The following is a 25,001-nucleotide window of genomic DNA, read 5'->3' as shown; positions in this document are numbered from 1 at the left end:
CGCGCCATGCTCGCTCGCCTCACGCTCACCGCTTTTGCCGTCACCCTGCTCAATGCCGGGGACTCGCTCCCTCGGCCGACGGGTGCGGTGGCGCCGGCATGCCGGCCGCTCGCGTTCGAGGGCAGCCGCTTCACCATCTGCACCGCCCGCTCCGGCGATCATCGCATTCGCCTCGCGGATCTCGACGCCGGCGGGCGGCCGTTGCGGCAGTTCTCGACGTTGAAGGTCTATCTCGGCACGGATGCCCGGCGCGTGGCGTTCGCGATGAATGCCGGCATGTACGACTTGGGCGGGCGACCGATCGGGCTCCATGTCGAGGCGGGTGTGGAGCAGGCGGCGCTCAGCCGGCGCGACGGCAGCGGTAATTTTCACCTGAAGCCCAATGGCGTTTTCTACGGGGACGCGGGTGGGTGGCATGTTGCCGCGACCGACGCCTTCGCCGCGCACCGGCCGAGGCGCATTGACTTCGCCACCCAGTCCGGCCCGATGCTGGTGATCGAGGGCCGCTTGCATCCGGCTTTCGCACCCGATGGGACATCGAAGCATATCCGCAATGGCGTCGGTATCGATGAGGAGGGCAATGCGATCTTCGCGATCAGCGAAGAGCGCGTGTCGTTCGGTCGTTTCGCGCGCCTGTTCCGCGATGAACTGGGCTGCCGCGACGCGCTCTATCTCGACGGCTCGATCTCGAGGCTTTGGGACCCCGCTGCCGGTCGCGAGGATCGCGGGGCGCCCCTGGGGCCGATGGTGGTCGTGCTCGACGCGGGCGGCTGACGGCGCGCAGGATCAGGCGAAGCTTTCCCTGATGCCGTCGATCACGAATTGCGCTGCCAGCGCCGCAAGGATGACCCCGAGCAGCCGCGTGATCATCGCTTCCAGCTTGTGCCCCAGCAGCCGCATCATCGGGCCGGATGCGAGCAGCGCAACCAGTGTCAGCAACAGGATCGAGCCAAGCGCGGCGAGCACGACCGCACCTTCCACCCAGCCTTCGCTCTTGCCGATCAGCAGCATCGCGGAGGCGATCGAACCCGGGCCCGCGATCATCGGGATCGCCATCGGGAACACCGAGATATCTTCCGCCTCCGCCGTTTCCTTCACCTTGGCGGCGCGTTCCTCGCGGCGCTCGGTGCGCTTCTCGAACACCATGTCGAGCGCGATCAGGAACAGCATGATGCCGCCGGCGATGCGGAACGCATCGAGGCTGACGCCTAGCGCGCGCAGGAAATTCTCTCCGAACAGCGCAAAGACGAGCAGGATACCCGATGCATAGAGCACCGCGCGGATCGCCATGCCGCGGCGATGCGCGGCCGACGTTCCCGACGTCAGTCCCGCGAAGATCGGGGCGCAGCCCGGCGGATCGATGACGACGAAGAAGGTGACGAAGGTGGAGACGAAGAGCTCGATCATGGCCGTGGCGGCTCGGCGAGCTCGTAGAGCGCGAGGCGCCAGCCCAGATCGGGCCCGCGCCACTGCCACACGCGCAGGTCATGCCCGCCGGTCGAGGTCGCATAGCTTTCCCAGACCAATGTCCACAGCGAGTCGTTGCCGAAGCCGATGCGCGCGCCATAGGTGGCGGCGGGCAATGCCTTGACGCCCGTCGCCGGCATCGCATCGTCGCGCTGGAGCAGCAGATCCTCGGCGACGAGACCATCGAGCATCGAAGAGGTGATGCCGCTTTCGGCAACCTCCGCGAGCCGCGCCATCGTGCCCTGGAAGGCGGCGTTGCGCTCCGGCGCGGTCGCGGCGTCGGCACCGGCGCAGGCGGGCGCGCGGACCTGCGGTTCCTTGCCGGCGGGGACCATGTGCGGCGTGTCGCGGCCATGATCGAGCTGCCAGCGCCAGCGGCCGTTCGACTGCTTCGTCCACACGGTGGTGAAGGTGCCGGTGGTGGCGGAGGCGGCAAGCACCCACGGGCCGGTGTTGACCGCCAACGCGCCATCGCACGCCGGGAACACCGTCGCCGGCCACCACATCACCGGGATCGCCGGTTCGGGCGGCTTTTTGAACGCGTCTTCCACCGGCGTCGCCTGCGGCGTGAACACCACGGCCCTGGGTGCGGCGGTCGTGCGGAATGCGGGCCATTGCCCGCCCTGCTGCGCATCCGCGGCGAATGTCCGCTCCGCCTTCACCGCGCCATCCACCGCGGCCTTGGCGCCAGGCGCCAGCGCTTGGGTGTCGGCGGCGAGCAGGAGCAGCGGCAGCATCAGATCGCGTCGGGGGCGAGCGCCACGCCGGCATTGCGGTGCGCCGCGACCAGCGTGTTGCGTAGCAGCACGGCGATCGTCATCGGGCCGACACCGCCGGGCACCGGGGTGATCGCACCCGCGACCCTGGCAACGCTCGCGAAGTCGACATCGCCGACCAGCTTGCCATCGACGCGGTTGATGCCGACGTCGATCACGGTGGCACCCGGCTTGATCCAGTCGCCCTTCACCATGTCGGCGCGGCCGACCGCGGCGACGACGATATCGGCGCGGCGAACGACCGCGGGCAGGTCACGCGTGCGGCTGTGCGCGACGGTGACGGTGCAGCTTTCCTTCGTCAGCAGCGCCGCCATCGGCTTGCCGACGATGTTGGAGCGGCCGATCACCACCGCGTCCAGCCCGGAAAGGCTGCCGAGCCGGTTCTTGAGCAGCATCAGGCAGCCCAGCGGCGTGCAGGGTACGAAGCCGTCGAGCCCCGTCGCCAGCCGGCCGGCATTGACCGGGTGGAAGCCATCGACATCCTTGTCGGGATCGATCGCGGCGATGATCCGGTTCTCGTCGATCTGCGCGGGCAGGGGCAGCTGTACGAGGATGCCGTCCACCGCATCGTCGGCATTGAGCGTGCCGACGAGCGCGAGAAGTTCGACCTGCGACGTGTCTGCCGGAAGGCGATGCTCGAAGCTCGCCATCCCTGCTTCCACGCAGGCCTTGTGCTTGGACCGCACATAGACCGCGCTCGCCGGATCCTCGCCGACCAGCACCACCGCAAGGCCGGGCGCGCGGCCTGCTTCCGCTGCGAAATCCGCGGTCAGTTCGGCGATGCGCGCGCGCAGCCCGAGCGCGAAGGCCTTGCCGTCGATGATCGACGCCGTCGACGTCATAGCATGAAGTAGGCGCGGTTGATCGCCATGCTGAGGATCGCAAGAATGATCAGCACGACCAGCGGCGACAGGTCGAGCGCGCCCAGATCCGGCAAGATCCGCCGGATCGGGCGGTAGAGCGGCTCGGTCAGCCGATCCAGCGCGTAGAGCAACTGGCGGATGAAGTCGTTGCTGGTGTTGATCACGTTGAAGGCGACCAGCCATGACAGGATCGCCTGGATGACGATGATCCACCAGACGATGTTGATCAGATACTGGAGAATATCGAGAATGAGCGGCATCTGCGTCCCTTGTCTGTGTCGACGCGGAGATAGCGGTTGCGCCGCACCGCGGCAACGCCACTGGTCGAAAGATGGTGATCGGCGGCCGAGGGATCAGCCCCGGCCGCGATAGCCCGGCACGTCCTGCGGCGGCAGCCACATCCCCTGCGGCGGCGCGCCCGATTGCCAGAACACGTCGATCGGAATGCCGCCGCGCGGATACCAATAGCCGCCGATGCGCAGCCAGACCGGCTTCATCTCGGTGAACAGCCGCTCGCCGATGCCGACGGTGCAATCCTCGTGGAACGCCGCATGATTGCGGAACGCGCCGAGGAACAGCTTGAGCGACTTCGATTCGACGATCGTTTCAGCCGGGGCATAGTCGATCACGAGATGCGCGAAATCGGGCTGGCCGGTGACCGGGCACAGCGAGGTGAATTCGGGTGCGGTGAAGCGCACCAGATAGGGGCGGCCGGGCCGCGGATTGGGGACATAGTCGAGCGTCGCGGCTTCCGGGCTGTGCGGAAGCATCGACGTCTGCCCGAGATGGGTGGTCTGCATGAATGCCCCTATAGGACTTAAGACCCTTTCCCTCAATTCGGCCACCGACTAGATCGGCGACAAAGGCCGCAGGGAGATGAAGATGGACGCGCTTGTTTCCACCGAATGGCTTGCCGGAGAGATCGGGGCGCCGGACCTCAGGATCGTCGATGCGACCCTCGTGCTGCCGGAGGCCGGCCGCGATCCCGCCGCCGAATTCGAGGCGGAGCATATTCCGGGCGCGGTCTATTTCAACCTCGCGGAACTGCGCGATACCAACGATCCGCTGCCTTCGATGCTGCCGCCGGCCGAGAAGTTCGCCAGCCGCATGCAGGCGCTGGGGCTGGGCGACGGCAGCCGCATCGTCGTCTACGACAACAGCCCCTGGAAAACCGCGGCGCGCGCCTGGTGGATGCTCAAGATCTTCGGTTCGCACGATGTCGCCATCCTCGATGGTGGCCTCCCGAAGTGGAAGGCCGAAGGGCGCGCGCTGGAAAGCGGCAAGCCGTCGGTCCGCCATCGCCACTTCACGGTCTGGCAGGACGAGACGGCGGCGCGCACCAAGGCGGATCTGCTCGCCAATCTCGGCCATGAGGTGAACGAGGTGGTCGACGCTCGCAGTTCCAGCCGCTTCACCGGCGAGGAGCCGGAAACGCGCGCGGACGTCGCCTCCGGCCACATCCCGGGCTCCAAGAACCTGCCCTACAGCCGGCTGTTCAACGCCGACGGCACCTGGAAGCAGGGCGACGCGCTGCGCGCCGCCTTCACCGACGCGGGCGTGAACCTCGACAAGCCGATGATCACCACGTGCGGCAGCGGCATCACCGCCGCGGTCGTGCTGTTCGGCGCGCATCTGCTCGGCAAGACCGATGTCGGCCTTTATGACGGTAGCTGGTCCGAATGGGGTGCCGACCCCGCGACGCCGAAGGCGACCGGCGCTGCATGACCGACGGCAATGATGCGAAGCGTCGCCTGCCCACGCAACTGGTAGGGGCGGGGCGCCGCAGCGAGTGGACGCAGGGGATCGTCAATGTGCCGGTGTGGCGCGCCTCGACGATCCTCTACGAGGATATGGCCGCGATGGGCGCGGTGGGCGACGATACCCACCACCGCCTCTATTACGGCCGGCGCGGCACGCCGACGCAATGGTCGCTGGCGGACGCGCTGACGCAGCTCGAGCCCGGCGCTGCCGGCACCTTGCTCTACCCGTCGGGCGTGGCGGCGGTGACGATGGCGCTGCTCAGCGTGCTCGCGCCCGGCGACGAACTGCTGATGGTCGACAGCACCTATGGCCCGACCCGCGCCTTCTGCGCCAGGCAGCTCAAGACGTTCGGCATCACCACACGCTATTATGATCCGACGATCGGCGCGGGCATCGCCGAACTGATCGGCGAGCGCACCCGCGCGGTGTTCATGGAGAGCCCCGGCAGCCTGACCTTCGAGGTGCAGGATGTGCCGGCGATCGTCGCCGCGGCGAAAGCGCGCGGGCTGGTGACATTGCTCGACAACACCTGGGCGACGCCGCTGTTCTTCCCGGCGATGGCGCATGGCATCGACCTCACCATCCTCGCCTGCACCAAATATGTCGTCGGCCACAGCGACGTGATGCTGGGCTCGGTGACGGCGGCACCCGACCGTTGGGAAAATCTGCGCGCGACCACCTATGGCTTCGGCCAGTGCGTCAGCCCCGACGATGCCTATCTCGGCGCGCGCGGGCTGCGCACGATGGATGTGCGGCTGGCGCGGCATCACGACAATGGGCTGAAGGTCGCGCGCTGGCTGGCGGAGCAGCCCGAGGTGACGCGTGTGCTTCACCCCGCGCTGCCCGACTGCCTGGGCCACGAACTGTGGGTGCGCGACTTCAAGGGGGCGTCGGGGCTGTTCGCGTTCGAGCTCGACGGCGGCGACGAGACCGAGCGCGCGGCGCTGATCGATGCGCTGGAGCTGTTCGGCATCGGCTATAGCTGGGGCGGGTTCGAGAGCCTGGCGGTGCCCGCCGATCCCGTGCGCACCGCCGCGAAATGGGAGGGCGCGGGGCTACTGGTGCGGCTGCATGTCGGGCTGGAGGATGCGGACGACCTGATCGCCGATCTCGCCGGCGGGCTCGCCGCGTTCCGCACCGCGCGGGGCTGAGCCCGCGTCTCTCCGCGGTGTGCGATTGCGGGACGGCGGCACGCTTCCCATATCGCGCCCCACCTACCACGAGCGGGACGGCAATGAGCGAATTACCCAAATGGCACGGCACCACGATCCTCTCGGTCCGCAAGGGCGGCAAGGTCGTGGTGGTGGGCGACGGTCAGGTCTCGATGGGACAGACCGTGATGAAACCCAATGCGCGCAAGGTTCGACGGCTGCATGACGGCAGCGTGATCGGCGGTTTCGCCGGCGCGACTGCGGATGCCTTCACCTTGTTCGAGCGGCTGGAGCGCAAGCTGGAGCAGCATCATGGCCAGCTGCTGCGCGCCGCGGTCGAACTCGCCAAGGACTGGCGGACGGACAAATATCTCCGCAACCTCGAAGCGATGATGATCGTCGCCGACAAGGATGTGACCTTGATCCTTACCGGCAATGGCGACGTGCTCGAACCCGTCGAGGGCATCGCCGCGATCGGATCGGGCGGCAATTTCGCGCTGGCTGGCGCGCGCGGGCTCAACGAATATGAAAGCGATGCCGAGACGATCTGCCGCAAGGCGATGAAGATCGCCGCCGACCTGTGCGTCTACACCAACGACCAGCTCACGCTCGAAACCCTCGACGCCGCGGCCTGATTCCGTCCCGCACGGCGGCTCCCGACATTCCCCATCCGGGCCCCTTCCGCCAGGCGGAAGGGGAGAAAGACGAAAAGATGAACGACGATCTTACCCCCAAAGCCATTGTCGCTGCGCTCGATGCGCATATTGTCGGCCAGCAGGATGCCAAGCGCGCGGTCGCTGTGGCTATGCGCAACCGCTGGCGGCGCCAGAAGTTGGCGCCCGAACTGCGCGACGAGGTGAGCCCCAAGAACATCCTGATGATCGGGCCCACCGGCTGCGGCAAGACCGAGATCAGCCGCCGCCTGGCGCGGCTGGCCGATGCGCCGTTCGTCAAGGTCGAAGCCACCAAGTTCACCGAGGTCGGCTATGTCGGCCGCGATGTGGAGCAGATCGCGCGCGATCTGGTCGAGGAAGCGGTGCGGCTCGAGAAGGAACGCCGCCGGCTGGCGGTGAAGGACAAGGCCGAAGAGGCGGCGATGGCGCGCCTGCTCGACGCGCTCGTCGGCAAGGATGCCAGCGAGGCGACGCGCACCGCCTTCCGCCAGCGCTTCGAGGACGGTCATCTCGACGAGAAGGAGATCGAGATCGAGGTCTCCGACAGTGGCGGCGCGCCGTTCGAGATCCCGGGCATGGGCGGGCAGGTCGGCATGATCAACCTGTCGGACATGATGGGCAAGCTGACCGGCGGCAAGGCGAAGCGGCGCAAGATGCCGGTTTCCGCCGCTTGGGCGAAGCTGGTGGAGGAAGAGGCCGACAAGCGGCTCGACGAGGATGAGGTGAGCCGTGTCGCGCTTGCCGACGCCGAGGCGAACGGCATCGTCTTCCTCGACGAGATCGACAAGATCGCGGTCAGCGACGTGCGCGGCGGTTCGGTGAGCCGCGAAGGCGTGCAGCGCGATCTGCTGCCGCTGATCGAGGGCACGACGGTGGCGACCAAATATGGGCCGATGAAGACGGACCATGTGCTGTTCATCGCCTCGGGCGCGTTCCACGTCGCCAAGCCCAGCGATCTTCTGCCCGAACTGCAGGGCCGCCTGCCGATCCGGGTCGAGCTGAAGGCGCTGACCGAAGCCGACTTCGTCCGCATCCTGCAGGACACGCGCGCGTCGCTGACCGAGCAGTATCGCGCGCTGATCGGCACCGAGGGCGTCGAGGTCGAGTTCACCGACGATGGCATCGCCGCGATCGCGCGTATCGCCGCCGAGGTGAATGGCGAGGTCGAGAATATCGGCGCCCGCCGCCTGGCGACGGTCATGGAAAAATTGCTGGAGGAAGTCAGCTTCGAGGCGGAGGACCGCCGCGGTTCGAAGGTGGTCGTGGACCGTTCCTATGTCGAAACGCAACTCGGCGCGATCGCGCGGAACACCGATCTCAGCAAATATGTGCTGTAAGCGCGTGGCCTGAACAGGAACAAGGGCCGCTTCCGGAAAGGAGGCGGCCCTCTTTCTTTCCGGTCAGGTGATGACGCTGGGCTCGTCCATGCCGGTGAATTCGCGGATCGATGCTAGCTGCTCCGCCGCAGCGATCAGCGGCGCCAGCGCGTCGCCCGGCTCGAGCCCGAGATCGCCACCCGCCGGCTCGTAACGCTCGATATAGAGCCGCAACGTCGCGCCCTGCGTTCCCGTGCCCGACAGGCGGAAGACGAGGCGCGAGCCTTCGGCGAACAGGATGCGCACGCCCTGCTTCGCGCTCACCGATCCGTCGGTAGGGTCGGTATAGCTGAAATCGTCGGCAGCCTGCACCGCGCCCGCAGGCGTTTCGGTGCCGGCCAGCGTCGCCAGACTGTCGCGCAGCTTCGCCATCAGCGCGTTGGCCCGGTCGGTGGCGATCGCCTCATAGTCGTGCCGGGCGTAATAGTTGCGGCCGTAGCGCGCCCAATGGTCCGCCATGATCGCCGCGACCGATTCCCGCCGCGCCGCGAGGATGTTGAGCCACAGCAGCACCGCCCAGATCCCGTCCTTCTCGCGGACATGGCTGGATCCGGTGCCGGCGCTTTCCTCGCCGCAGATCGTCGCGAGGCCGGCATCGAGCAGGTTGCCGAAGAATTTCCAGCCGGTCGGGGTCTCGTAGAGCGGGATGCCGAGCGCGGCGGCGACGCGGTCGGCGGCGCCGCTCGTCGGCATCGAGCGCGCGATGCCGGCGAGGCCGGAGGCATAGCCCGGCGCCAGATGCGCGTTCGCGGCGAGCACCGCCAGCGAGTCCGACGGCGTCACATAACGCTGCTTGCCGATGATCAGGTTGCGATCGCCGTCCCCATCCGAGGCGGCGCCGAAATCGGGACCGTCCGCCTGCATCAGCCGATCGTAGAGATCCTTGGCGTGGACGAGGTTGGGGTCGGGATGATGGTGCCCGAAGTCGGGCAGGGGGGTGCCGTTGACGACGGTGCCGGCGGGCGCGCCCAGCCGGCGCTCGAAGATTTCGGTCGCATAGGGGCCGGTAACGGCGCTCATCGCGTCGAAGCTGATCGTGAAGCCGGTGCCGAGCAGCGCGCGGATCGCGGCGAAGTCGAACAGCGTCTCCATCAGTTCGGCATAGTCGGCGACCGGATCGATCACTTCCACCGCCATGCCGGCGACGTCGTGCGTGCCGATCGCGTCGAGATCGATGTCGGGCGTCTCGAGCGTCTTGTAGCGGGTGATGGTCAGCGAGCGCGCATGGATCGCATCGGTCACGCTCTCCGGCGCGGGGCCGCCATTGCCGATATTATATTTGATCCCGAAATCCTCGTCCGGCCCGCCGGGATTGTGGCTGGCGGACAGGACGAGGCCGCCGAAGGCGCCATATTTCCGGATCACATGGCTCGCCGCCGGGGTCGAAAGAATGCCGCCCTGGCCGACGATCACGCGGCCGAAGCCGTTGGCCGCGGCCATGCGCAGCACGACCTGGATCACCTCGCGGTTGAGGAAGCGCCCGTCGCCGCCGACCACCAGCGTATCGCCGGCATAGCCTTCGAGCGAGTCGAACACCGACTGCACGAAATTCTCGGCATAGTTCGGCTGCTGGAACACGCGGACTTTCTTGCGCAGGCCCGACGTGCCCGGCTTCTGGTCGTCAAACGCTACCGTCTCGACAATCTGAACCAACATTGCCTCCACCATGGATCCGCTTTTCCCTGCGGCATCCCGCGATCGCGTTCAACCGTGATGCTTTGCGAGATTTCCATTGGTCGCGCCCTTGGCGGTGCGCAGCGCAACCGCGGGCGCCTCGGGCAGCCCGGCGATGTAGCTGGTCTGCGCGGGCAGCCCGATCTCTATGCCATCCTCTTCGAAACGGCGGAGCAGCGCGACGACGATCCTGTCGCGGCCGGCATGCGCGGCGCCCCAATCGGTGCCCGGGAAATCGACCTCCAGTTCGAAACCGATCGCGCTGTCGCGCAGGCCGCCGAAGCCCGAGCGCGCCGCGGTCGCGCCCTGTTCGGTCACGATCTCGCTGACCATCGCCGGCAGTTTCTCGAGTTGCGCGGTCGGCGTACGATAGGAAATCAGCATCGGCATCGCGACCCGGATATGGTTGCGCCGCGTGGTGTTGAGAATCTCCTTGTCGAGCAGCGACTTGTTGGAGATGATCCGCTCCTCGCCGCTGAACGCGCGGATGCGGGTGGATTTCAGGCCGATCTCCTCGATCGTGCCGCTGCTGGTGCCGAACTGGATGTTGTCGCCGCGGCGGAAGGGGCGATCGAAGATGATCGCCAGTGCCGCGAACAGATCGGCGAAGATGCCCTGCGCGGCGAGGCCGATCGCGATGCCGCCGACACCGAGACCCGCGACGAGGCCGGTGACGTTGACGCCGAGATTGTCGAGCACGACCACCAGCGCGATCGCGAAGACGACGCAGCTGATCAGCAGGCGGATCAGCCCCATCGCGTTGAGCAAGGCCTCGCCATGATAGGCGTCGGACCGCGTGCGGCGCTCGATCGCGCCCAGAATGAACTCGCGTGCCCAGATCGCCGCCTGAAAGGCCGCCGCGAGGGTGAACAGGAAGCCGATCGTGCGGTCGAGCAGCGGCGGCAGGGCGGCATAGCCGGCGACGAGCCGCGCCGCGGCCATCACGATGAAGAAATTGGTCGTGCGCCCGATCGTGGCGCCGGCGATGCGCAGCCAGCCATTGCCGCTTTCCCGCCGGTCGCACAGTCGCGCGCTCCAGCCGCGCGCGGCGCGCAGCAGCAGCACGATGAGCGCGGCGGCGCCAAGGGCGATCAGGATGCGCAGCCAATTGTCGCCCAGCCATGCCACGCTTTCGTCCACCATCGCCTGGAACTGGCGCGCGGCATCCACCCGGGCCGTTGGTGCGGGGACGACTGCGGCAGTGAACATCGACTATATGCTCCTCGATACGGCAAGAGCGGGGGACAACGCTTCGGATCGCATCCGGATCAACCCGCAGGGCCGGAAACTCGGATACGATGTGCGCTCGACGCGGCGATCGGCGAATCTCCGGCTGATCGTGCACGAGAAAAATGGCTGGACCCGTATATTGTCGCACGGTAGCACTGGCATAATATGGAATTATATTCCGCATGATGGTGATCAATGTCGCCACGCTGACAGAGGGATGAGGATGAAGGCATGCCGCCAGCGGCCGTTGGGCAAGACGCGCATCTTCCGGATGCCGGCGGCCGCGCTCTTCGCAGCGGTGTCGCTGCCCGCGCTCGGCCATGCCGAGGCGCCCGCAACGGAACGGCAGATGCTGTCGGGTCAGGGCCCCGACGATGCGGTGCCCTGGGATTTCGTGATCGACGGCGGACGGAAAGCCGGGCGGCCGGGCACGATCCCGGTGCCCTCCAACTGGCAGCAGCAGGGCTTCGGCCATTATCAATATGGCTATGACAAGGGTCCGCGCGCCAGCGACCGCGCGGTCTACAGCCGCAGCTTCACGGTGCCTGCGGCGTGGAAGGGGCGCACGATCCGGATCGTCTTCGACGGCGTGATGACCGACGCGCTGGTCAAGGTGAACGGCGTGCCCGCGGGGCCGATCCACCAGGGCGGCTTCAATCGCTTCAGCCATGACGTGACCGCGCTGGTGAAGCCCGGCGCGGAGAACCGGCTGGAGGTCGAGGTGAGCGAAGCCTCCGCCGCGCGCGACACCGACATTGCCGAGCGGCATGGCGATTATTGGGTGTTCGGCGGCATCTACCGCCCGGTCTGGCTGGAAGCGGCGCCGGCGCAGTCGATCGCCCATGTCGCGATCGACGCGCAGGCGAACGGCGTGGTCGGCGCCGATGTGGCGCTCGCAGCACCCCGCACCGTCACCCGCGTCGTCGGGCAGGTGCTGGGGGCGGACGGCAAGCCGGTCGGGCGGCCGTTCGAGACGATCATCCCCGCCGGCGGCGCCGGCGCGGTGCGACTGCAGGGGCAGGTCGACCGGCCGGCGCTGTGGACCGCCGAAACGCCGCACCTCTACACCCTCGACGTCACCCTGTTCGAGGGCGAGACGGCGGTACATCATGTCACCCGCCGCTTCGGCTTTCGCACCTTCGAGGTGCGCGACGGCATCGGCCTGTTCCTCAATGGCCAGCGTATCCTGCTGAAGGGCGTCAACCGCCACAGCTTCCGGCCCGAAACCGGCCGCGCAATCTCGCGCGCCGACGCCTATGCCGACGTCCGCAGCCTCCGCGCGCTCAACATGAACGCGGTGCGCATGTCGCATTATTCGCCGGAAGAATCCTTCCTCGAGGCGGCGGACGAACTCGGCCTCTATGTCATCGACGAACTCAGCGGCTGGCAGCACGCGCACGATACCGAGGTCGGCCGCAAGCTGATCCGCGAACTGGTCGAGCGGGACGTCAACCATCCCAGCATCCTGTTGTGGACCAACGGCAACGAGGGCGGCTGGAACCGCGATCTGGACGGCGATTTCGCGCTCTACGATCCGCAGCGCCGCCGCGTGCTGCACCCGTGGGAGGCGTTCGGCGGCATCGATACGAAGCATTATCCGCGCTATCCCGATCTCCAGCGCCGGCTGGCGGGGCCGATGCTGGTGATGCCAACCGAGTTCCTCCACGGCCTGTTCGATGGCGGCATCGGATCGGGGCTCGACGATTATTGGCGCGCGATCGCCGCCTCGCCGCGCGGGGCCGGCGGCTTCCTGTGGAATTATGCGGACGAGGGCATCGTCCGGACCGACCAGGGCGGGCGGATCGACACCTATGCCGCCTATGCGCCCGACGGTATCGTCGGGCCGCATATGGAGAAGGAGCCGAGCTGGTTCACCGTCAAGGCCATCTGGTCCCCCGTCCAGCTCGTCACGCCCAGCCTCGGTGCCGGTTTCGACGGCCGCCTCGACGTGCGCAACGATTATGACTTCACCGCGCTCGATCAGGTGCGCTTTTGCTACGAGTGGATCGATTTCGCCGCGCCCACCAGCGTCACCACCAACCCGGGGATCATTGCCGCGGGCGACCTGGCGGGGCCGCCGGTGGCGCCGCATGCGAGCGGCACGCTGAGCGTGCCGCCATTGGCTGCGGGCAAGCGCGCCGATGCGCTCCGTCTCACCGCGCGGCGCGGCGAGGCGGTGCTGTGGAGCTGGGTCTGGCCGACCGCGGAGAAGCCGGCGGCCGCGCCGGCAGCGGCCGTGGGCGAGCCGCGCATCGTCAAGGATGGCGCCGCGCTGCGACTGCAGGCGGGGCCGGTCAGCGCCACCTTCGATCCCGCCACCGGCCTGCTCACCGGGCTCCGCAACGGCAGCCGGCAGCACGCCTTCGCCGCCGGCCCGCAACTGGCCGTCGCGCGGCCAAAGCCCAAGGAAGAGCCGGCCTGGATCGACGCGAAGGCGGGCGAGGGCGGCGTCTATACGCTGCCGCGGCCGATGCTGGCCAACCTCGCCAGCATCGACACCGGCATCGCCGAGCAGGATGGCTGGGCGGGCTTCTGTATCGAGGTTTCTTCTGACCTGCAGAACTGGGACATGGTCTATGACGGCGCACGCGTGGCGCGCGACGGCCAGACCTATGCCTTTGCGCCGCGGATGCTGCGCGCGGTGCGGCTCACCAACATCGCCGGCGTGCGCGCCGCCCCCACGATCCGCTCGGTGAGGCTGGCGGGCGATGGGGAGCGGTTCGCGCTGCCCGAGGCGGCCGCCATGCCTGCGATCAGCAGCGGCACCGGCCGCGATCCCGTCACCGGCCGTGCCATCGCCTGGATCGAGGCGCGCCATTCCGGCGGGCTGGACAGTGCGCGCTGGACGATGGCGGCGGACGGCCGGCTGACGCTCGACTATCGCTATCGGCTCACCGGCCGCTTCCTCTACCATGGCATCGGCTTCGATCGGACCGGAGGTGGGATCCGCACCGCCCGCGCGCTGGTCCGGGGTCCGTCGCCGGTCTGGCAGAACCGGCTGCGCGGGCCGGTGCTCGGCGTATACGACATCGCCGGCGCCGAACCGTCAGGCGTGCCCGATGCGAGCCATGCCGGCTATTTCGCCGATCCGCGCTGGGTGCGCCTCGGCGCCGATGGCGGCACGCTGACCATCGCCAATGAGGGGGCGCCCTATCTCCAGCTCGGCGCGCGGCTGGCCGACTTCCCGACGACCACGGTCGATTTCCCGGCGAGCGACTTCGGCTTCCTCCACGCCATCCCGGCGATGGGCGCCAAGGGGCAGGCGGCCGAACTCACCGGCCCCGCGGGCGAACCCGCCGAAGCTGCGGGCGATTATGCGGGGCGGTTGACGATCCAGTTCTGAAGGCATCGCCGCGTCGACGAACCGACGGCAAACGCGACGGGCCGAAGGCAATGCTATGCGGCCATTATGCGGTTCGCGCCGATCGATCTCGAAACGCTATGGCGAGGTTCGTAATTCTGCGGGCGAGCGCTTGATGCTCGTTCGTAGAAGGTGCGGTGCATGTCGCCTGAACTCTATTCGGAGCCCGATCAACGCGGGCTGATCATCTATGTCGGACAGGACAAGGCGGGCCATTGGCTCGTCCAGGATAGCGGCAAGAGCCTTGAAGGCCGCTTCGTCTCGCGCAGTGCGGCGCTGAGCTTCGCCGAGGCGGAACGGCAGATCTATCATGCCAGCATCGAGATCGCTGCGGCGCCGCTGGTGCCGCTGATCCCCTTCCGCCCGCTCGCGGCCGACGAGCGCGCGCACCGGCGCGCTGCCTGAGGGGCCCCGGCCATGATCGGAAGATACAAGGTTTTGGACGCGGCGTTGCCGGCGGTGCGTGCGCGGCGCAATCGATCGATCACGCCAAGCGGCCATACCGCCGGCAGCGACCCGCGCTGGCCGCACATCGCGGCAACGCTCGCCGCGCTGCGTGAGGAGGGGCGGCGTGCCGTGCGCATCGTCGATGCGGATTGCGGCACCGGCGCCCTGCTGATCGAGGCGGTGCGTCATGCCCGGTCGCTCGGTTTCACCGCGATCGAGGGGCGCGGCGTCGATGGCTCCCCCGCGCTGATCAGCCGCGCCCGCGCTGCGGCCGACGGGCTCCGCGATCCGGCGATCGGGATCGAATTCGTGCTGGCCGACATGCTGCAGGCGCTGTTCGAGGAGGCGGAATTTCCCGCCGATATCGTGCTCTGGCACCGGCCCCGCCGCGCCGAGCGCAGGACGATCGTTTCGGCGGCGCTCGCCGGGGCGGGCAGGGTGGTGATCGGCGACGATGCCGCCGCGCGGTGCGCATGACGCGCCGTGACCTCGGCTGGCGCTGCGGCGGCTTCGCGCTTTCCGCCATCGCCGGCAGCGCCTGCATCGCCGCGGGCGATACGCCCTGGATGGCGATCCTCTTCCCGCTGACCTTCGCCGGCCTGCCGTTGATGATCCACGGCAAGCGCGTCGGGCAGATGTTCCGCGCAGAGCGGCGCGGCCATGGGCGGACGGCGGCGGTGGTTCACGCCGCGCTGCTGCGGCGCCGCGCGATCAGGCGAGATCCTTCCCCATCCGGATCAGCGGCACGGTCACGCCGTCGATCGGATCGGTCGTGAAGGGCTCGATCGGCCGATAGCCATGCGCGGTGTAGAGCGGGACGCCGGCAAGCGTCGCCATCATCTCCGCGCGGCGAAAGCCATGCGCGCGGGCAGCGCCCTCGCACAGCGCGATGATCGCGCTGCCCACACCCTGCCGGACGAAGGCGGGATCGGTGTACATCGCGCGGATGCGTGCTGCATCGGTTGTCGGATCGAGCGCGGCGGGGGCGCGGGCGACGACGCTGTCGTCACCCCCGAACAGGGTCGCGCGCCAGCTCCAGCCGCCGCAGCCGGCGATCCGCCCCTCGCGCTCGACGATGAAATAGCTCTGGTCGTGCACCAACTGCGTGTCGAGCCCCATCACCTTGTGGCTGGTGCGGATCTGCGCGGGGGTGAGGTAGCCACGCTGCAGTCCCTCGATCGCCCGCTGCATCAGCGACCGCAGGTCGGGGAGGTCGTCGAGGCGGGCGAGGCGATGGGTGAGGACGGGCATTGTGTCTTTCGGCGGGGATCAACGCCCGGCGTCGCGCGCGGATGTCGCGATAGGCGGCGGCGATCGGCGCCTCAAGCGCGGCGGTGTCGATGGGCACGCCTGGGCGGGGGAAACCGGCGATAGGCACGGGGTTACGAGTATGGATGTCCGGGAGGGGCTGGCTCACCCCACCGGCCGCATCAGCTCCACCCGCACGCCATCCGGATCGGCGCCGTGCATCAGTTCGATCACCGGCGTCACCACATGCGCCTCCTCGACGAAATAGCCGCCTTGCTCGGTCAGCGCCGCCGCGGTTGCATCTGGCGCCTGATCCCAGAAGGCGAGGTGCGTCAGCCCGAAGCGGTTGAGCGGTTTGCGGGTTCGCGGGCCGACGCTGTCGGGTTCGTACACCTTGAGCAGTTCCAGCGTGTTGCCGGCGGCGTCGCGGATCATCTGCGCGCGCAGCTTGATGCCGGGCACCTCGTTGATCACGCCCAGCCAGTCCAGCCCTTGGTCGAGCACGTAATTTTCCGCCGGCTCGAAGCCCAGGATCCGGTAATAGGCGAGCGACGCGTCGACGTCCGCCACGCAGATGCCGCTGTGCGAGAAGCGTTCGCTCTCGCCCGGGGCCTTCATCAGCTCGATCCGAACCCCGTCCGGATCGGTGCAATAGAGCATCGTCGTATCGTTCTCGGCGTAGTGCGCGCGCGTCTCCTCATGGACGGTGCCGCCCGCCGCCGCGATCCGCGCCGCGGTCGCGTCGATATCGTCGACATAGAAGGAGAGGTGGACGAGGCCATATTCCAATGTCGAGCGCTTCTCGCGCGGGCCGCCGGCTTCGGGCGCGAGGAAGTGAAGCAGTTCGATGATCGGGCCGTCCGCCCGCTTGAGCATCTTGGCGCGCAGCTTCACGCCCGGCAGCTCCATCGTCTTGTCCATGTCCGGACCTTCGATGATGCCGTAGTCCTGGTGCTCGGCGAAATCGAGCGCCTCGCGGTAGAAGCGATCCGACGCGTCGAAATCGCTGACGCAGATCCCCCGGTGCGACAGGCTGGCCATCCTTCATCCTCTCTCTTTTGTGCAGTCGTGCTGCGGCCGCCACCCTGCAGCATCGCTTCCTGCAGCGCATAGTCCGAACGGACGATGCCGGGTCGATTCCATGCGCCTAGTCTGCGTCCATGCCGCGACGACAAGGCGGCGCCAAGGAGAGCACAGGGCCATGAAATTCTCGATCATCTACGAAGCCCAGATGGCTGACCCGTCGCCGGCCTCGGAGGTCGCCTGCTTCAACGAGATCGTCGAGCAGGTGGTGTTCGCGGAGGAAATGGGCTTCGACAATGTCTGGGCGGTCGAGCACACCGCGCTTACCCAATATGCCCATATGTCGGCGCCGGAAACCTTCCTCGCCTTCATCGCCGGCCGCACCAGCCGGATCGGCATCGGTCATGGCGTCGTCTGCCTGCCGCCGGCGATGAACCATCCGGTCAAGGTGGCGGAGCGGATCGCGACGCTCGACATCCTGTCGGGCGGGCGCGTCCACTTCGGCATGGGCAAGGGCGGCACCCAGCAGGAAGCGGGCACGTTCGGCTACGACCTGGCGTCGCTGCAGCCGATGATCGACGAGTCGATGTATCTGATCCCCAAGATCATGACGCAGGACGAGATCGAGCATGACGGCGAGTATATCAAGATCCCGCGCCGGCCGATCCATCCCAAGCCGCTGCAGACGCCGCACCCGCCGCTCTATTATGCCTGCACCCGCGAAGCGACGCTGGAACTGGCCGGCAGGCGCGGCATCGGCGCATTGGTGCTGGGCTTCTCGGGGCCCGACGAGATCGCGCGCAAGAATGCCGTCTACCGCGAGAATTTCCGCAACCGCAAGGTCGAGGACCAGGTGGGGCTGGTGCCGACGGAGCATCTCGCAGCCTTCTGCGCGGCCTGCGTGCTCGACGATCGCGAGAAGGCCCGACGCATCGGGCTGCGCGGCCAGCGCTTCTTCGCCGAAGCCATCGCCCATTGGTATCAGGGCGGCCCGAAGCCGAGCATCGACGATCTGTCGGCGGAAGAGCAGGAAGCGGCGCTGAACCAGGGCAAGGAAGCGATCGTCACCTATCTCTCCGAAGAGAAGATCACCATCGGTGACGAGCATACCAGCAACTATGCGATCGCCGAGGATGCCTATGGCAATGCCGACGACTGCATCCGCTACGTGACCCGGCTGCAGGATGCCGGCGCGGACGAGATCCTGTTCCTCTTCCAGATGGGCACGATCCCGCACGACGTGATCATGGAAACGATCCGCAACATCGGCGAGAAGGTGATCCCGCACTTCCGTTCGCAGCAGACCACGGCGCTGGCCGCGGAATGAGCGGCACTCCGTTCGAGGGCAAGGTCGCCCTCGTCACCGGCGGCGGTTCCGGCATCGGCCGGGCCGCCAGCCGGCGGCTGGCGGCGGAGGGAGCGGCCGTGGTGGTCGCCGACCTCAATGGGGAGGGGGCGGCAGCCACCGTCGCGCTGGTCGAGCAGGCCGGCGGCCGCGCGGTTGCGGTCACCGCCGATATCTCCAGCGAAGCCGACAATGCGGCGATGTACGATGCCGCGGCGGAGGCGTTCGGCGGCATCGACCTGGCGTTTCTCAACGCGGGGATGCTGCAGCCCTACATCCCGTTCGACCAGGTGACGACGGCGCTGTTCGACAAGATCATCTCGGTCAACCTGCGCGGCAGCTTCCTGGGCATGCAACTGGCGCTGGCGCGGCTGCGGCCCGGCGGCGCCTGCGTGGTCACGGCGTCGGCGGCGGGGCTGATCGGCTTTTCGGAGGCGGCGGCCTATGCGACCTCGAAGCACGGCCTCGTCGGGCTGGTGCGTTCGGCGGCACGCGCGTTCGCGGCGAAGGGACTGAGGGTCAACGCGATCTGCCCGGGGATGGTGCTGACGCCGATGAACGGGCTGCAGCAGGACGATGCGATCGCCGACGAACTGACGGACCCCGACTATCGCGGCGGGCTTTCTGCGCAGCACATCGCGGAGGTGGCGCTGTTCCTGCTGTCGCGCAGGGCGGCGGGGGTGAACGGGCAGGCGCAATTGGTGGACGCGGCGCTGCTGTCGTCCTTTCCGCCGTTGGAGGGGCTGTAGGGGGGAGCGCTCCGGCCCTTCCAGCCTGCGCTACACCCACCCCGTTCGTCCCGGGCGACGTCGAGGGACCGGCCGAGCGGCCGAGGACTCCCCGGGCATCCGTCACGCGAGGCGTCCCTCGACGTCGCTCGGGACGAACGGGGGATCCGCATGGCTTTGCGGGGAGGAAAAAAGGGGGCTCAACCCGCCGTCGAGGAAAGGCCGCGCAGCCCATGATGGACGAGCTGCACCAACTGGCTCTGCCGCCTGACCCCGGTCTTGCCGAAGATCGAGCGCAGGTGCGCGCGGACGGTGTTGGGGGAGATTCCCAGCCGCGTCGCGACCTCTGCCGGGGCCAATCCTTCGGCGAGATGCGCGGTGACTGCCGCCTCGCTTTGCGTCAGCCCCAGCAGGTCCCGCACCGCGTCGGCGGAGATGCGCGGGCCGTGCGTCGGGTCGGTGAGGAACAGCACCGCCGCGGGGCCCCCGCCGGCGGAGACGAACTCCGGCCCCGGCGCGCTGCCGACCACCAGCAGCAGGTCGCCGGCACCCGACGGCCGCTGCAGCCTGAGCGACAGCGGCGCGCCATCGTCGCGCCCGGCGAGCCGCGCCTGCAACTGCCGGGCGATATCGGCATCCTCGATCGCCACCGATCCGCGACGCAGCGCAATGCCGTCTGCCTCCGCGAGGATCGTCGAGGCGGGGGCGTTCAGCCGCAGCACCTTGCCCAGCCGGTCGAGGATGATCACGCCCACCGCCATCTGCGCCACGGCGCCGGCATAGATGCGCTGCTCGGCCTCGCCCGCCGCCAGCCGCTCGAACAGGGCGAGCGCGATGCGCAGATGCGGCACCAGCCGTTCCATGTGGCGGTGGTCGACGGGCTCGAACGGCGGCGCGTCGGCGGCGCGGGTCAGCCGCAGCCGCAGTTCCAGCCGGCTCGCCCCCATGATGTCGACGCCCAGCACTTCGTCGCTGCTCGTCTGGGTCAGGAACTCGCGATAGGCCGTGTTGCGCCGAAGCGTCGCTTCGGACACGAAGTCACGGAAATGCGCCACCTTGCCCTCGGGCAGCCCGGTGAAGGGATCGTCGGCGAACAGGCGGCGGACATAATCCTGCCCCACGCCGGGATCGGCGCCGGGCGTCAGGATCATGCCGGGATGGTCGGCCGCCTTGGGCGTAAGAATCAGGGTCGTCCAGTTCGCCTGGGCGGCAGCGGCCAACCGGTCGAGAAAGGCCCGCCAGGGCTCCTCGTCCAGCAGGCTGGCGAACAGCGCGGCGAGCACGCCGGGCATGTCGGGATAATCGTCGGGCACCACGTCCGGCATTGGGAGAGGGACGTAGCATGATCGATCCGGTACTGCAGCAGATGATCGACGCGATGGCGGCGAGCGGCTTTACCTTGCCCGACCCGCTGACGCCCGAGGGACTGCGCGCGGCGATGAACAATCCGTTCCCGCAGCCGCCGATCGCGGTGGCCGAGGTTCGCGACGTCGTCGTGGCGGGCGCCGCCGGGCCGATCGCGGCGCGGCTCTATCACCCGGCGCCCGGCAATAGCGTGCCGGTGGCGGTGCTGATGCATGGCGGCGGCTGGGTGATCGGGACGCTCGATACGCATGACGGGCTGGCGCGTGTGATCGCGCGCGATGCTGGTTGCGCGGTCCTCTCGCTCGATTATCGGCTGGCGCCCGAACATCCTTTCCCGGCACCGCTCGACGATTGCCTCGCCGCGATCGCCGAACTGCCGGCACGCGCCGCCGAATTCGGCGTGCGCGCGGATCGCTACGCCTTGGTTGGCGACAGCGCCGGCGCCAACCTCGCCGCCGCGGCGGCGCTGGTGTTGAAGGGCAGGGCGGATGGCCCGGCCGCGCAGATCCTGTTCTATCCGGTGATCGACAACGACTATGGCACCGCCTCCTACCGCGCCAACGAGGCCGGCGGGCTGCTGACCAACGACATGATGCGCTTCTTCTGGAATGCCTATGTCGGCGACGCCGAACCCACCGAACGCGCCGCCCCGATCCGCGCCGCGCGCCTCGAAAGCGTCGCCCCCGCGACGATCATCCTCGCCGGCAGCGACCCGCTGCATGACGAAGGCTTCGCCTATGCGGTGCGGCTGCGCGAGGCAGGGGTGCCGACCGACCTCCACGACTTCTCCGGCGGCATCCACGGATTCGCGAGCTTCTTCGCGATCGCGCCGATCGCGGCGGAGGCGGTCGCCATCGCCACCGGGGCGTTGCGCCGCGCGCTGGGGTGATCGGGTGGATTAACCCGCGCTCCGCCCTTGATCCCGCGGCTGCGAGGCGCCACATGCGGCGCATGCTGATCGAGACCGAAACGACGCCCAATCCGGCAACGCTCAAGTTCCTCCCGGGCCGCCCGGTGATGACGGCGGGCACGCGCGACTTCGCCAACCCCGAAGAGGCGGAAGCGTCGCCGCTTGCGGAGGCGCTCTTTACGCTCGGCGACGTCGAGGGCGTGTTCTTCGGCAAGGATTTCGTTTCGGTCACGGCGGGCCCGGGCAGCAACTGGTCGCATCTGAAGCCCGAGGTGCTCGGCATCCTGCTCGACCATTTCAGCGCCGGCATGCCGCTGTTCCGCGATGCGGCAGCCGAGGAGGAGGAAGCCTCCGATGTCGAGGACGATCCCGAGGATGCCGACATCGTCGCGCAGATCCGGGATCTCATCGATACGCGCGTCCGCCCCGCCGTTGCGAACGATGGCGGCGACATCATCTATCGCGGCTTCCGCCAGGGCACCGTGTTCCTGCGCATGCAGGGCGCCTGTTCGGGCTGCCCCTCATCGACCGCGACGCTCAAGCAGGGCATCGAATCGCTGCTGAAGCACTATGTTCCCGAAGTGACCGAGGTGCGGGCGGTCTGACCGCGCTGCGCCCGGTTGCGGCACTGGCATGATCCGCCTGGTTATCGAAACCGCGACCGCTGCCTGTTCGGTGGCGCTGCTGGAGGGTGATCGCGTGATCGCCGCCACGCACGAGGTCGTCGGCCGCGGCCATGCCGAGCGGCTGATGCCGATGATCGCGGCACTGCCCGATGGCGGCCGCGCCGACGCGATTCTGGTCGGCTGTGGCCCGGGCAGTTTCACCGGCGTGCGCGTGGGCGTCGCGGCGGCGCGTGCGCTTGCGCTGGGCTGGAGCGTCCCGGTGAACGGCTATCCGACGCTGGCGCTGCTTGCGGCGACGACGCTGTCGCAGGCAAATGCGCCTTCGACGCTTGCGATCGCGATGACGGGGGGGCATGGTCAGCTCTTCGTGCAACGCTTCGCAGGATCGCCCGTGCGCCCGCTCGATGCGCTCGCCTCGCTGACCCCGGCAGATGCGGCCCATGCCGTACCCGATGCGCATGTCGTCGGATCCGGTGCGGCGGCGGTCGTTGCCGCGCGCGGATGGGGGGACGCGCGGGATGCCCTTCCGGCCGCTGCCGATCTGATCCTGTTCCCGTCCGAACTTGCCGGGCTGCCGCCGGTGCCGATCTATGGCCGCGCGCCCGATGCGAAGCTGCCTGGCGGGCGAACGCCCGCATGAGCAGCCTTGCGCCGCTCGACTGGGTGCTGTCATGCGGGACCGCGTATGACCTGCCGGACGTGATGGTGGTGATGAAGCAGGCTTTCCTGCCCGCGTTCGGCGAGGCGTGGACCGCCGCGCAGTGCAGCGGCATCCTGGGCATGCCGGGCACCGAATTGCTGATCGCCCGCGTCGACGACTCGCCCGCCGGTTTCGCGCTGACCCGATCGATCCTCGACGAGGCGGAATTGCTGCTGCTTGCGGTGCATCCCCCTTATGCGCGGCATGGCATCGGTCGCGGGCTTTTACTGTCCGCAATGGATGCAGCGCGTGATCATGGTGTCACCGCGATGAATCTGGAAGTGCGCGCGGACAATCCCGCGGTTGCGTTGTATGACTCCGTCGGTTTCGTGCAAGTCGGTATTCGTCGAGGCTATTATCGCGGAAATGATGGTCGTGCGCGCGATGCGCTCACCTATCGGCGATTACTGGATATAGACGTCTGAACTGCTCGCGTTCGATAGTACCCAATGTTCGTCGTTTATTGCTTGCAATGGTCGGATGATTTTGACATCGGATCGAGCCGCGGCACGCCGATATAAGGTCGCATCCCGGCACAACCGACACGAAAGTTGAACTAGATGAGCGAAGACACCGAACTGGCCGAACTCAACGAGACGCTGGTCACCCTGACGGCCGACATCGTCGCTGCGCATGTGAGCAACAACAGCGTCGCTGTTGCCGATCTGCCGCTGCTGATCCAGAACGTGCACGGCGCGCTCGCCAATCTGGGCGAGAAGCCGGTCGAGCCCGAAGTGAAGCAGGAACCGGCGGTTTCGGTCCGCTCCTCGGTGAAGCAGGACTACATCGTCTGCCTCGAGGACGGCAAGAAGCTCAAGATGCTCAAGCGCCACCTGATGACGCACTATCAGCTGACGCCGGAACAGTATCGCACCAAGTGGGGCCTGCCTGCCGACTATCCGATGGTCGCGCCGAGCTATGCGGAACAGCGTCGTTCGCTGGCAAAGAAGATCGGCCTCGGCACCAAGCCGCGCAAGGGCCGCTGAGGCCTTGCCATCGGCGCCGATCCCCATCGGCGGGATCGGCGCCAGCCGGCTTTCGTTGCGCTGCGAAAGTCGCTAGACGGGGCGTCTGCGCGAAAACAATCAGGCGAGTTGCATGCCCCGTAAGATCGACGTCGAAGCCCTTTGCCATGAGAAAGGGCTGCGGATCACCGAACAGCGCCGCGTGATCGCACGGGTCCTGTCGGAGGCCGAGGACCATCCCGACGTCGAAAAACTGCATGCCCGCGCTTCGGCGATCGATCCCGGCATTTCGATCGCGACGGTCTATCGCACGGTGCGCCTGTTCGAAGAGGCCGGTATTCTCGAACGCCATGATTTCGGTGATGGCCGCGCGCGCTACGAAGCGGCGCCGGAAGCGCATCACGATCATCTGATCGACGTCGAGACCGGCAATGTCATCGAATTCGTCGATCCGGAACTGGAAGCGCTGCAGCGGCAGATCGCAGAGAAGCTGGGGTTCCGGCTGGTCGATCACCGCATGGAACTCTATGGCGTCGCGATCGACCGCAAGAGCTGATCCGTTCGGCTGGTCGTTGTTCGCCGCGCGCGTCGCGACGCTCCTGTTTCTCGTCATCCTGTGCGTCGCGCTGCACGTCCTGTGGCGCCTCGCCGGACAGGTTTCGCCCTGGCCGCGCCGGTTTCTGCAGGCTGTGGCGTGGGTGGCGGGCGCACGCGTCACGATCGTCGGCGCGCCGGTCACGCATGATGTTTTCTATGTCGCCAATCATCTGGGCTGGATCGACATCCCGGTGATCGCGGGCGCCAGCGGCGCCGCCTTCGTCGCGCAGGACGGGATCGCGCGGGCGCCGGTGGTCGGATGGCTCGCTTCGCTCAACAACACGATCTTCGTCTCGCGGTCGGACCGGCTGGCGGTGGGCGAGCAGATCGAGGCGCTGCGCGTCGCGGTGTCCGTGCACCAGCCGGTAACGATCTTTCCCGAAGGTACGACCACCGATGGCAGCCATCTGCTGCCGTTCAAACCCGCGTTGTTCGCGGTGATGGCGCCGCCGCCGCGGGCGATGCTCGTGCAGCCGCTGCTGCTCGATTATGGCGCGGCGGGCCCCGAGATCGCCTGGATCGGCGAAGAGAAAGGCGACGAGAACGCGATCCGTGTGCTGCGCCGGCACAGACCCTACCGGGTGACCTTGCACTTCCTGGAACCATTCGATCCCGCCACGCTGCCGGGACGCAAGGCCGTTGCCGCAGAGGCGCGGGCGCGGATCCAGTCGGCGCTCACCGCTTCCAAGCGGCCGCTGCCATCTGTATAGGCGC

Annotated in this window: 28 protein-coding genes; 18 read left to right on the top strand and 10 right to left on the bottom strand. The window is 68.0% G+C overall.

The window, feature by feature from the left end:
- The first annotated feature begins 6 nt into the window (after positions 1-6).
- Positions 7-774: a phosphodiester glycosidase family protein gene (locus NX02_RS13375; protein WP_039997519.1), complete on the top strand. Its 768-nt coding sequence runs from the start codon at positions 7-9 to the stop codon at positions 772-774.
- 12 nt (positions 775-786) lie between these two features.
- Here the strand turns inward: NX02_RS13375 and NX02_RS13370 are convergent, their stop codons facing one another.
- The 5 genes from NX02_RS13370 to queF all read right to left on the bottom strand — a co-directional run bounded on the left by NX02_RS13370 (position 787) and on the right by queF (position 3,906).
- On the bottom strand, positions 787-1,407 hold the full coding sequence (locus tag NX02_RS13370) for a MarC family protein (RefSeq protein ID WP_025292704.1): 621 nt from the start codon (positions 1,405-1,407) through the stop codon (positions 787-789).
- Positions 1,404-2,204: a hypothetical protein gene (locus tag NX02_RS30720; RefSeq protein WP_025292703.1), complete on the bottom strand. Its 801-nt coding sequence runs from the start codon at positions 2,202-2,204 to the stop codon at positions 1,404-1,406. Before NX02_RS30720 ends, NX02_RS13370 begins: the two co-directional genes overlap by 4 nt.
- Complete coding sequence (folD, locus tag NX02_RS13360; protein WP_025292702.1) at positions 2,204-3,085, bottom strand: bifunctional methylenetetrahydrofolate dehydrogenase/methenyltetrahydrofolate cyclohydrolase FolD; 882 nt, start codon at positions 3,083-3,085, stop codon at positions 2,204-2,206. The genes NX02_RS30720 and folD overlap by 1 nt, the downstream gene beginning before the upstream one ends.
- Positions 3,082-3,366 carry a YggT family protein gene (locus NX02_RS13355; protein ID WP_025292701.1) on the bottom strand — a complete coding sequence of 95 codons (285 nt, stop codon included), beginning with the start codon at positions 3,364-3,366 and terminating at the stop codon, positions 3,082-3,084. Before NX02_RS13355 ends, folD begins: the two co-directional genes overlap by 4 nt.
- Positions 3,367-3,459: 93 nt before the next feature.
- Positions 3,460-3,906 (bottom strand): preQ(1) synthase, encoded by a 447-nt coding sequence (gene queF, locus NX02_RS13350; protein WP_025292700.1) that lies wholly within the window; start codon positions 3,904-3,906, stop codon positions 3,460-3,462.
- Between the two features lie 82 nt (positions 3,907-3,988).
- Here queF and sseA point away from each other — a divergent pair, with 82 nt between their 5' ends.
- From sseA to hslU, 4 genes are all read left to right on the top strand, one after another.
- Positions 3,989-4,831 (top strand): 3-mercaptopyruvate sulfurtransferase, encoded by an 843-nt coding sequence (gene sseA / locus NX02_RS13345; RefSeq protein WP_025292699.1) that lies wholly within the window; start codon positions 3,989-3,991, stop codon positions 4,829-4,831.
- On the top strand, positions 4,828-6,018 hold the full coding sequence (metC, locus tag NX02_RS13340; RefSeq protein WP_025292698.1) for a cystathionine beta-lyase: 1,191 nt from the start codon (positions 4,828-4,830) through the stop codon (positions 6,016-6,018). The genes sseA and metC overlap by 4 nt, the downstream gene beginning before the upstream one ends.
- Positions 6,019-6,101: 83 nt before the next feature.
- The gene (gene hslV, locus NX02_RS13335; RefSeq protein WP_025292697.1) at positions 6,102-6,653 is read left to right on the top strand and encodes an ATP-dependent protease subunit HslV; all 552 of its coding nucleotides are present in this window, start codon (positions 6,102-6,104) and stop codon (positions 6,651-6,653) included.
- Positions 6,654-6,730: 77 nt separating this feature from the next.
- The gene (hslU, locus tag NX02_RS13330; RefSeq protein ID WP_025292696.1) at positions 6,731-8,029 is read left to right on the top strand and encodes an ATP-dependent protease ATPase subunit HslU; all 1,299 of its coding nucleotides are present in this window, start codon (positions 6,731-6,733) and stop codon (positions 8,027-8,029) included.
- Between the two features lie 63 nt (positions 8,030-8,092).
- Here hslU and NX02_RS13325 read toward each other — a convergent pair whose 3' ends face one another.
- Both NX02_RS13325 and NX02_RS13320 read right to left on the bottom strand, forming a co-directional pair.
- Positions 8,093-9,721, bottom strand: coding sequence for an alpha-D-glucose phosphate-specific phosphoglucomutase (locus NX02_RS13325; protein ID WP_025292695.1), 1,629 nt, complete (start codon positions 9,719-9,721; stop codon positions 8,093-8,095).
- 51 nt (positions 9,722-9,772) lie between these two features.
- A complete protein-coding gene (locus tag NX02_RS13320; protein WP_025292694.1) occupies positions 9,773-10,951 on the bottom strand; it encodes a mechanosensitive ion channel family protein in 1,179 nt (392 codons plus the stop codon).
- A 244-nt stretch (positions 10,952-11,195) separates the two neighbouring features.
- On the opposite strand from NX02_RS13320, the gene NX02_RS13315 reads away from it, so the two are divergent.
- The 4 genes from NX02_RS13315 to NX02_RS31565 all read left to right on the top strand — a co-directional run bounded on the left by NX02_RS13315 (position 11,196) and on the right by NX02_RS31565 (position 15,556).
- Complete coding sequence (locus NX02_RS13315) at positions 11,196-14,315, top strand: glycoside hydrolase family 2 (RefSeq protein ID WP_025292693.1); 3,120 nt, start codon at positions 11,196-11,198, stop codon at positions 14,313-14,315.
- Positions 14,316-14,474: 159 nt separating this feature from the next.
- On the top strand, positions 14,475-14,738 hold the full coding sequence (locus NX02_RS13310) for a hypothetical protein (RefSeq protein WP_025292692.1): 264 nt from the start codon (positions 14,475-14,477) through the stop codon (positions 14,736-14,738).
- Positions 14,739-14,750: 12 nt separating this feature from the next.
- The gene (locus NX02_RS13305) at positions 14,751-15,257 is read left to right on the top strand and encodes a class I SAM-dependent methyltransferase (protein WP_025292691.1); all 507 of its coding nucleotides are present in this window, start codon (positions 14,751-14,753) and stop codon (positions 15,255-15,257) included.
- Positions 15,254-15,556, top strand: a complete 303-nt coding sequence (locus NX02_RS31565) for a hypothetical protein (RefSeq protein WP_211258318.1) — start codon at positions 15,254-15,256, stop codon at positions 15,554-15,556. The genes NX02_RS13305 and NX02_RS31565 overlap by 4 nt, the downstream gene beginning before the upstream one ends.
- Here NX02_RS31565 and NX02_RS13300 read toward each other — a convergent pair.
- Together NX02_RS13300 and NX02_RS13295 are read right to left on the bottom strand one after the other, a co-directional pair.
- A complete protein-coding gene (locus tag NX02_RS13300; protein ID WP_025292690.1) occupies positions 15,492-16,031 on the bottom strand; it encodes a GNAT family N-acetyltransferase in 540 nt (179 codons plus the stop codon). The two genes, NX02_RS31565 and NX02_RS13300, sit on opposite strands and share 65 nt — an antisense overlap.
- Positions 16,032-16,193: 162 nt before the next feature.
- Positions 16,194-17,069, bottom strand: a complete 876-nt coding sequence (locus NX02_RS13295) for a VOC family protein (protein WP_025292689.1) — start codon at positions 17,067-17,069, stop codon at positions 16,194-16,196.
- Positions 17,070-17,229: 160 nt separating this feature from the next.
- Here NX02_RS13295 and NX02_RS13290 point away from each other — a divergent pair, with 160 nt between their 5' ends.
- Both NX02_RS13290 and NX02_RS13285 read left to right on the top strand, forming a co-directional pair.
- The gene (locus NX02_RS13290) at positions 17,230-18,378 is read left to right on the top strand and encodes an LLM class flavin-dependent oxidoreductase (RefSeq protein WP_025292688.1); all 1,149 of its coding nucleotides are present in this window, start codon (positions 17,230-17,232) and stop codon (positions 18,376-18,378) included.
- A complete protein-coding gene (locus NX02_RS13285; protein ID WP_025292687.1) occupies positions 18,375-19,145 on the top strand; it encodes an SDR family NAD(P)-dependent oxidoreductase in 771 nt (256 codons plus the stop codon). The genes NX02_RS13290 and NX02_RS13285 overlap by 4 nt, the downstream gene beginning before the upstream one ends.
- 179 nt (positions 19,146-19,324) lie before the next feature.
- On the opposite strand, the gene NX02_RS13280 is transcribed toward NX02_RS13285, so the two are convergent.
- On the bottom strand, positions 19,325-20,437 hold the full coding sequence (locus tag NX02_RS13280; RefSeq protein WP_162232679.1) for a helix-turn-helix transcriptional regulator: 1,113 nt from the start codon (positions 20,435-20,437) through the stop codon (positions 19,325-19,327).
- Positions 20,438-20,466: 29 nt separating this feature from the next.
- Here NX02_RS13280 and NX02_RS13275 point away from each other — a divergent pair, with 29 nt between their 5' ends.
- The 7 genes from NX02_RS13275 (at position 20,467) to NX02_RS13245 (ending at position 24,997) form a co-directional block, all read left to right on the top strand.
- Entirely contained in the window at positions 20,467-21,378 is a 912-nt protein-coding gene (locus NX02_RS13275) for an alpha/beta hydrolase (protein WP_025292685.1), read from the top strand.
- Between the two features lie 62 nt (positions 21,379-21,440).
- On the top strand, positions 21,441-22,004 hold the full coding sequence (locus NX02_RS13270) for a NifU family protein (RefSeq protein ID WP_025292684.1): 564 nt from the start codon (positions 21,441-21,443) through the stop codon (positions 22,002-22,004).
- Positions 22,005-22,032: 28 nt separating this feature from the next.
- Entirely contained in the window at positions 22,033-22,665 is a 633-nt protein-coding gene (gene tsaB, locus NX02_RS13265; protein ID WP_084717776.1) for a tRNA (adenosine(37)-N6)-threonylcarbamoyltransferase complex dimerization subunit type 1 TsaB, read from the top strand.
- Positions 22,662-23,150: a ribosomal protein S18-alanine N-acetyltransferase gene (rimI, locus tag NX02_RS13260; protein WP_025292682.1), complete on the top strand. Its 489-nt coding sequence runs from the start codon at positions 22,662-22,664 to the stop codon at positions 23,148-23,150. Before tsaB ends, rimI begins: the two co-directional genes overlap by 4 nt.
- 135 nt (positions 23,151-23,285) lie before the next feature.
- Complete coding sequence (locus NX02_RS13255; RefSeq protein ID WP_025292681.1) at positions 23,286-23,711, top strand: Ros/MucR family transcriptional regulator; 426 nt, start codon at positions 23,286-23,288, stop codon at positions 23,709-23,711.
- A gap of 112 nt (positions 23,712-23,823) precedes the next feature.
- Positions 23,824-24,246: a Fur family transcriptional regulator gene (locus NX02_RS13250; protein WP_025292680.1), complete on the top strand. Its 423-nt coding sequence runs from the start codon at positions 23,824-23,826 to the stop codon at positions 24,244-24,246.
- On the top strand, positions 24,218-24,997 hold the full coding sequence (locus NX02_RS13245) for a lysophospholipid acyltransferase family protein (protein ID WP_047099791.1): 780 nt from the start codon (positions 24,218-24,220) through the stop codon (positions 24,995-24,997). The genes NX02_RS13250 and NX02_RS13245 overlap by 29 nt, the downstream gene beginning before the upstream one ends.
- Positions 24,998-25,001 lie beyond the last annotated feature (4 nt).

Source organism: Sphingomonas sanxanigenens DSM 19645 = NX02 (genome assembly GCF_000512205.2).
Taxonomy (GTDB): Bacteria; Pseudomonadota; Alphaproteobacteria; order Sphingomonadales; family Sphingomonadaceae; genus Sphingomonas_D; species Sphingomonas_D sanxanigenens.
The sequence above is the reverse complement of the archived record's forward strand: the minus strand, read 5'-3'. Positions and strand labels throughout refer to the sequence as shown.

What these genes read in the sequence shown, in the direction of transcription:
- NX02_RS13300 (WP_025292690.1), bottom strand. Translation starts at nt 16,031, where the DNA reads ATGCCCGTCCTCACCCATCGCCTCGCCCGCCTCGACGACCTCCCCGAC.
- NX02_RS13250 (WP_025292680.1), top strand. Translation starts at nt 23,824, where the DNA reads ATGCCCCGTAAGATCGACGTCGAAGCCCTTTGCCATGAGAAAGGGCTG.
- NX02_RS13310 (WP_025292692.1), top strand. Translation starts at nt 14,475, where the DNA reads ATGTCGCCTGAACTCTATTCGGAGCCCGATCAACGCGGGCTGATCATC.
- NX02_RS13320 (WP_025292694.1), bottom strand. Translation starts at nt 10,951, where the DNA reads ATGTTCACTGCCGCAGTCGTCCCCGCACCAACGGCCCGGGTGGATGCC.
- NX02_RS13290 (WP_025292688.1), top strand. Translation starts at nt 17,230, where the DNA reads ATGAAATTCTCGATCATCTACGAAGCCCAGATGGCTGACCCGTCGCCG.
- metC (WP_025292698.1), top strand. Translation starts at nt 4,828, where the DNA reads ATGACCGACGGCAATGATGCGAAGCGTCGCCTGCCCACGCAACTGGTA.
- NX02_RS31565 (WP_211258318.1), top strand. Translation starts at nt 15,254, where the DNA reads ATGACGCGCCGTGACCTCGGCTGGCGCTGCGGCGGCTTCGCGCTTTCC.
- queF (WP_025292700.1), bottom strand. Translation starts at nt 3,906, where the DNA reads ATGCAGACCACCCATCTCGGGCAGACGTCGATGCTTCCGCACAGCCCG.
- NX02_RS13245 (WP_047099791.1), top strand. Translation starts at nt 24,218, where the DNA reads ATGGCGTCGCGATCGACCGCAAGAGCTGATCCGTTCGGCTGGTCGTTG.
- NX02_RS13305 (WP_025292691.1), top strand. Translation starts at nt 14,751, where the DNA reads ATGATCGGAAGATACAAGGTTTTGGACGCGGCGTTGCCGGCGGTGCGT.
- NX02_RS13295 (WP_025292689.1), bottom strand. Translation starts at nt 17,069, where the DNA reads ATGGCCAGCCTGTCGCACCGGGGGATCTGCGTCAGCGATTTCGACGCG.
- NX02_RS13255 (WP_025292681.1), top strand. Translation starts at nt 23,286, where the DNA reads ATGAGCGAAGACACCGAACTGGCCGAACTCAACGAGACGCTGGTCACC.
- folD (WP_025292702.1), bottom strand. Translation starts at nt 3,085, where the DNA reads ATGACGTCGACGGCGTCGATCATCGACGGCAAGGCCTTCGCGCTCGGG.
- NX02_RS13285 (WP_025292687.1), top strand. Translation starts at nt 18,375, where the DNA reads ATGAGCGGCACTCCGTTCGAGGGCAAGGTCGCCCTCGTCACCGGCGGC.
- NX02_RS13375 (WP_039997519.1), top strand. Translation starts at nt 7, where the DNA reads ATGCTCGCTCGCCTCACGCTCACCGCTTTTGCCGTCACCCTGCTCAAT.
- hslU (WP_025292696.1), top strand. Translation starts at nt 6,731, where the DNA reads ATGAACGACGATCTTACCCCCAAAGCCATTGTCGCTGCGCTCGATGCG.
- NX02_RS13355 (WP_025292701.1), bottom strand. Translation starts at nt 3,366, where the DNA reads ATGCCGCTCATTCTCGATATTCTCCAGTATCTGATCAACATCGTCTGG.
- tsaB (WP_084717776.1), top strand. Translation starts at nt 22,033, where the DNA reads ATGATCCGCCTGGTTATCGAAACCGCGACCGCTGCCTGTTCGGTGGCG.
- NX02_RS13315 (WP_025292693.1), top strand. Translation starts at nt 11,196, where the DNA reads ATGAAGGCATGCCGCCAGCGGCCGTTGGGCAAGACGCGCATCTTCCGG.
- NX02_RS13270 (WP_025292684.1), top strand. Translation starts at nt 21,441, where the DNA reads ATGCTGATCGAGACCGAAACGACGCCCAATCCGGCAACGCTCAAGTTC.
- NX02_RS30720 (WP_025292703.1), bottom strand. Translation starts at nt 2,204, where the DNA reads ATGCTGCCGCTGCTCCTGCTCGCCGCCGACACCCAAGCGCTGGCGCCT.
- NX02_RS13275 (WP_025292685.1), top strand. Translation starts at nt 20,467, where the DNA reads ATGATCGATCCGGTACTGCAGCAGATGATCGACGCGATGGCGGCGAGC.
- sseA (WP_025292699.1), top strand. Translation starts at nt 3,989, where the DNA reads ATGGACGCGCTTGTTTCCACCGAATGGCTTGCCGGAGAGATCGGGGCG.
- rimI (WP_025292682.1), top strand. Translation starts at nt 22,662, where the DNA reads ATGAGCAGCCTTGCGCCGCTCGACTGGGTGCTGTCATGCGGGACCGCG.
- hslV (WP_025292697.1), top strand. Translation starts at nt 6,102, where the DNA reads ATGAGCGAATTACCCAAATGGCACGGCACCACGATCCTCTCGGTCCGC.
- NX02_RS13370 (WP_025292704.1), bottom strand. Translation starts at nt 1,407, where the DNA reads ATGATCGAGCTCTTCGTCTCCACCTTCGTCACCTTCTTCGTCGTCATC.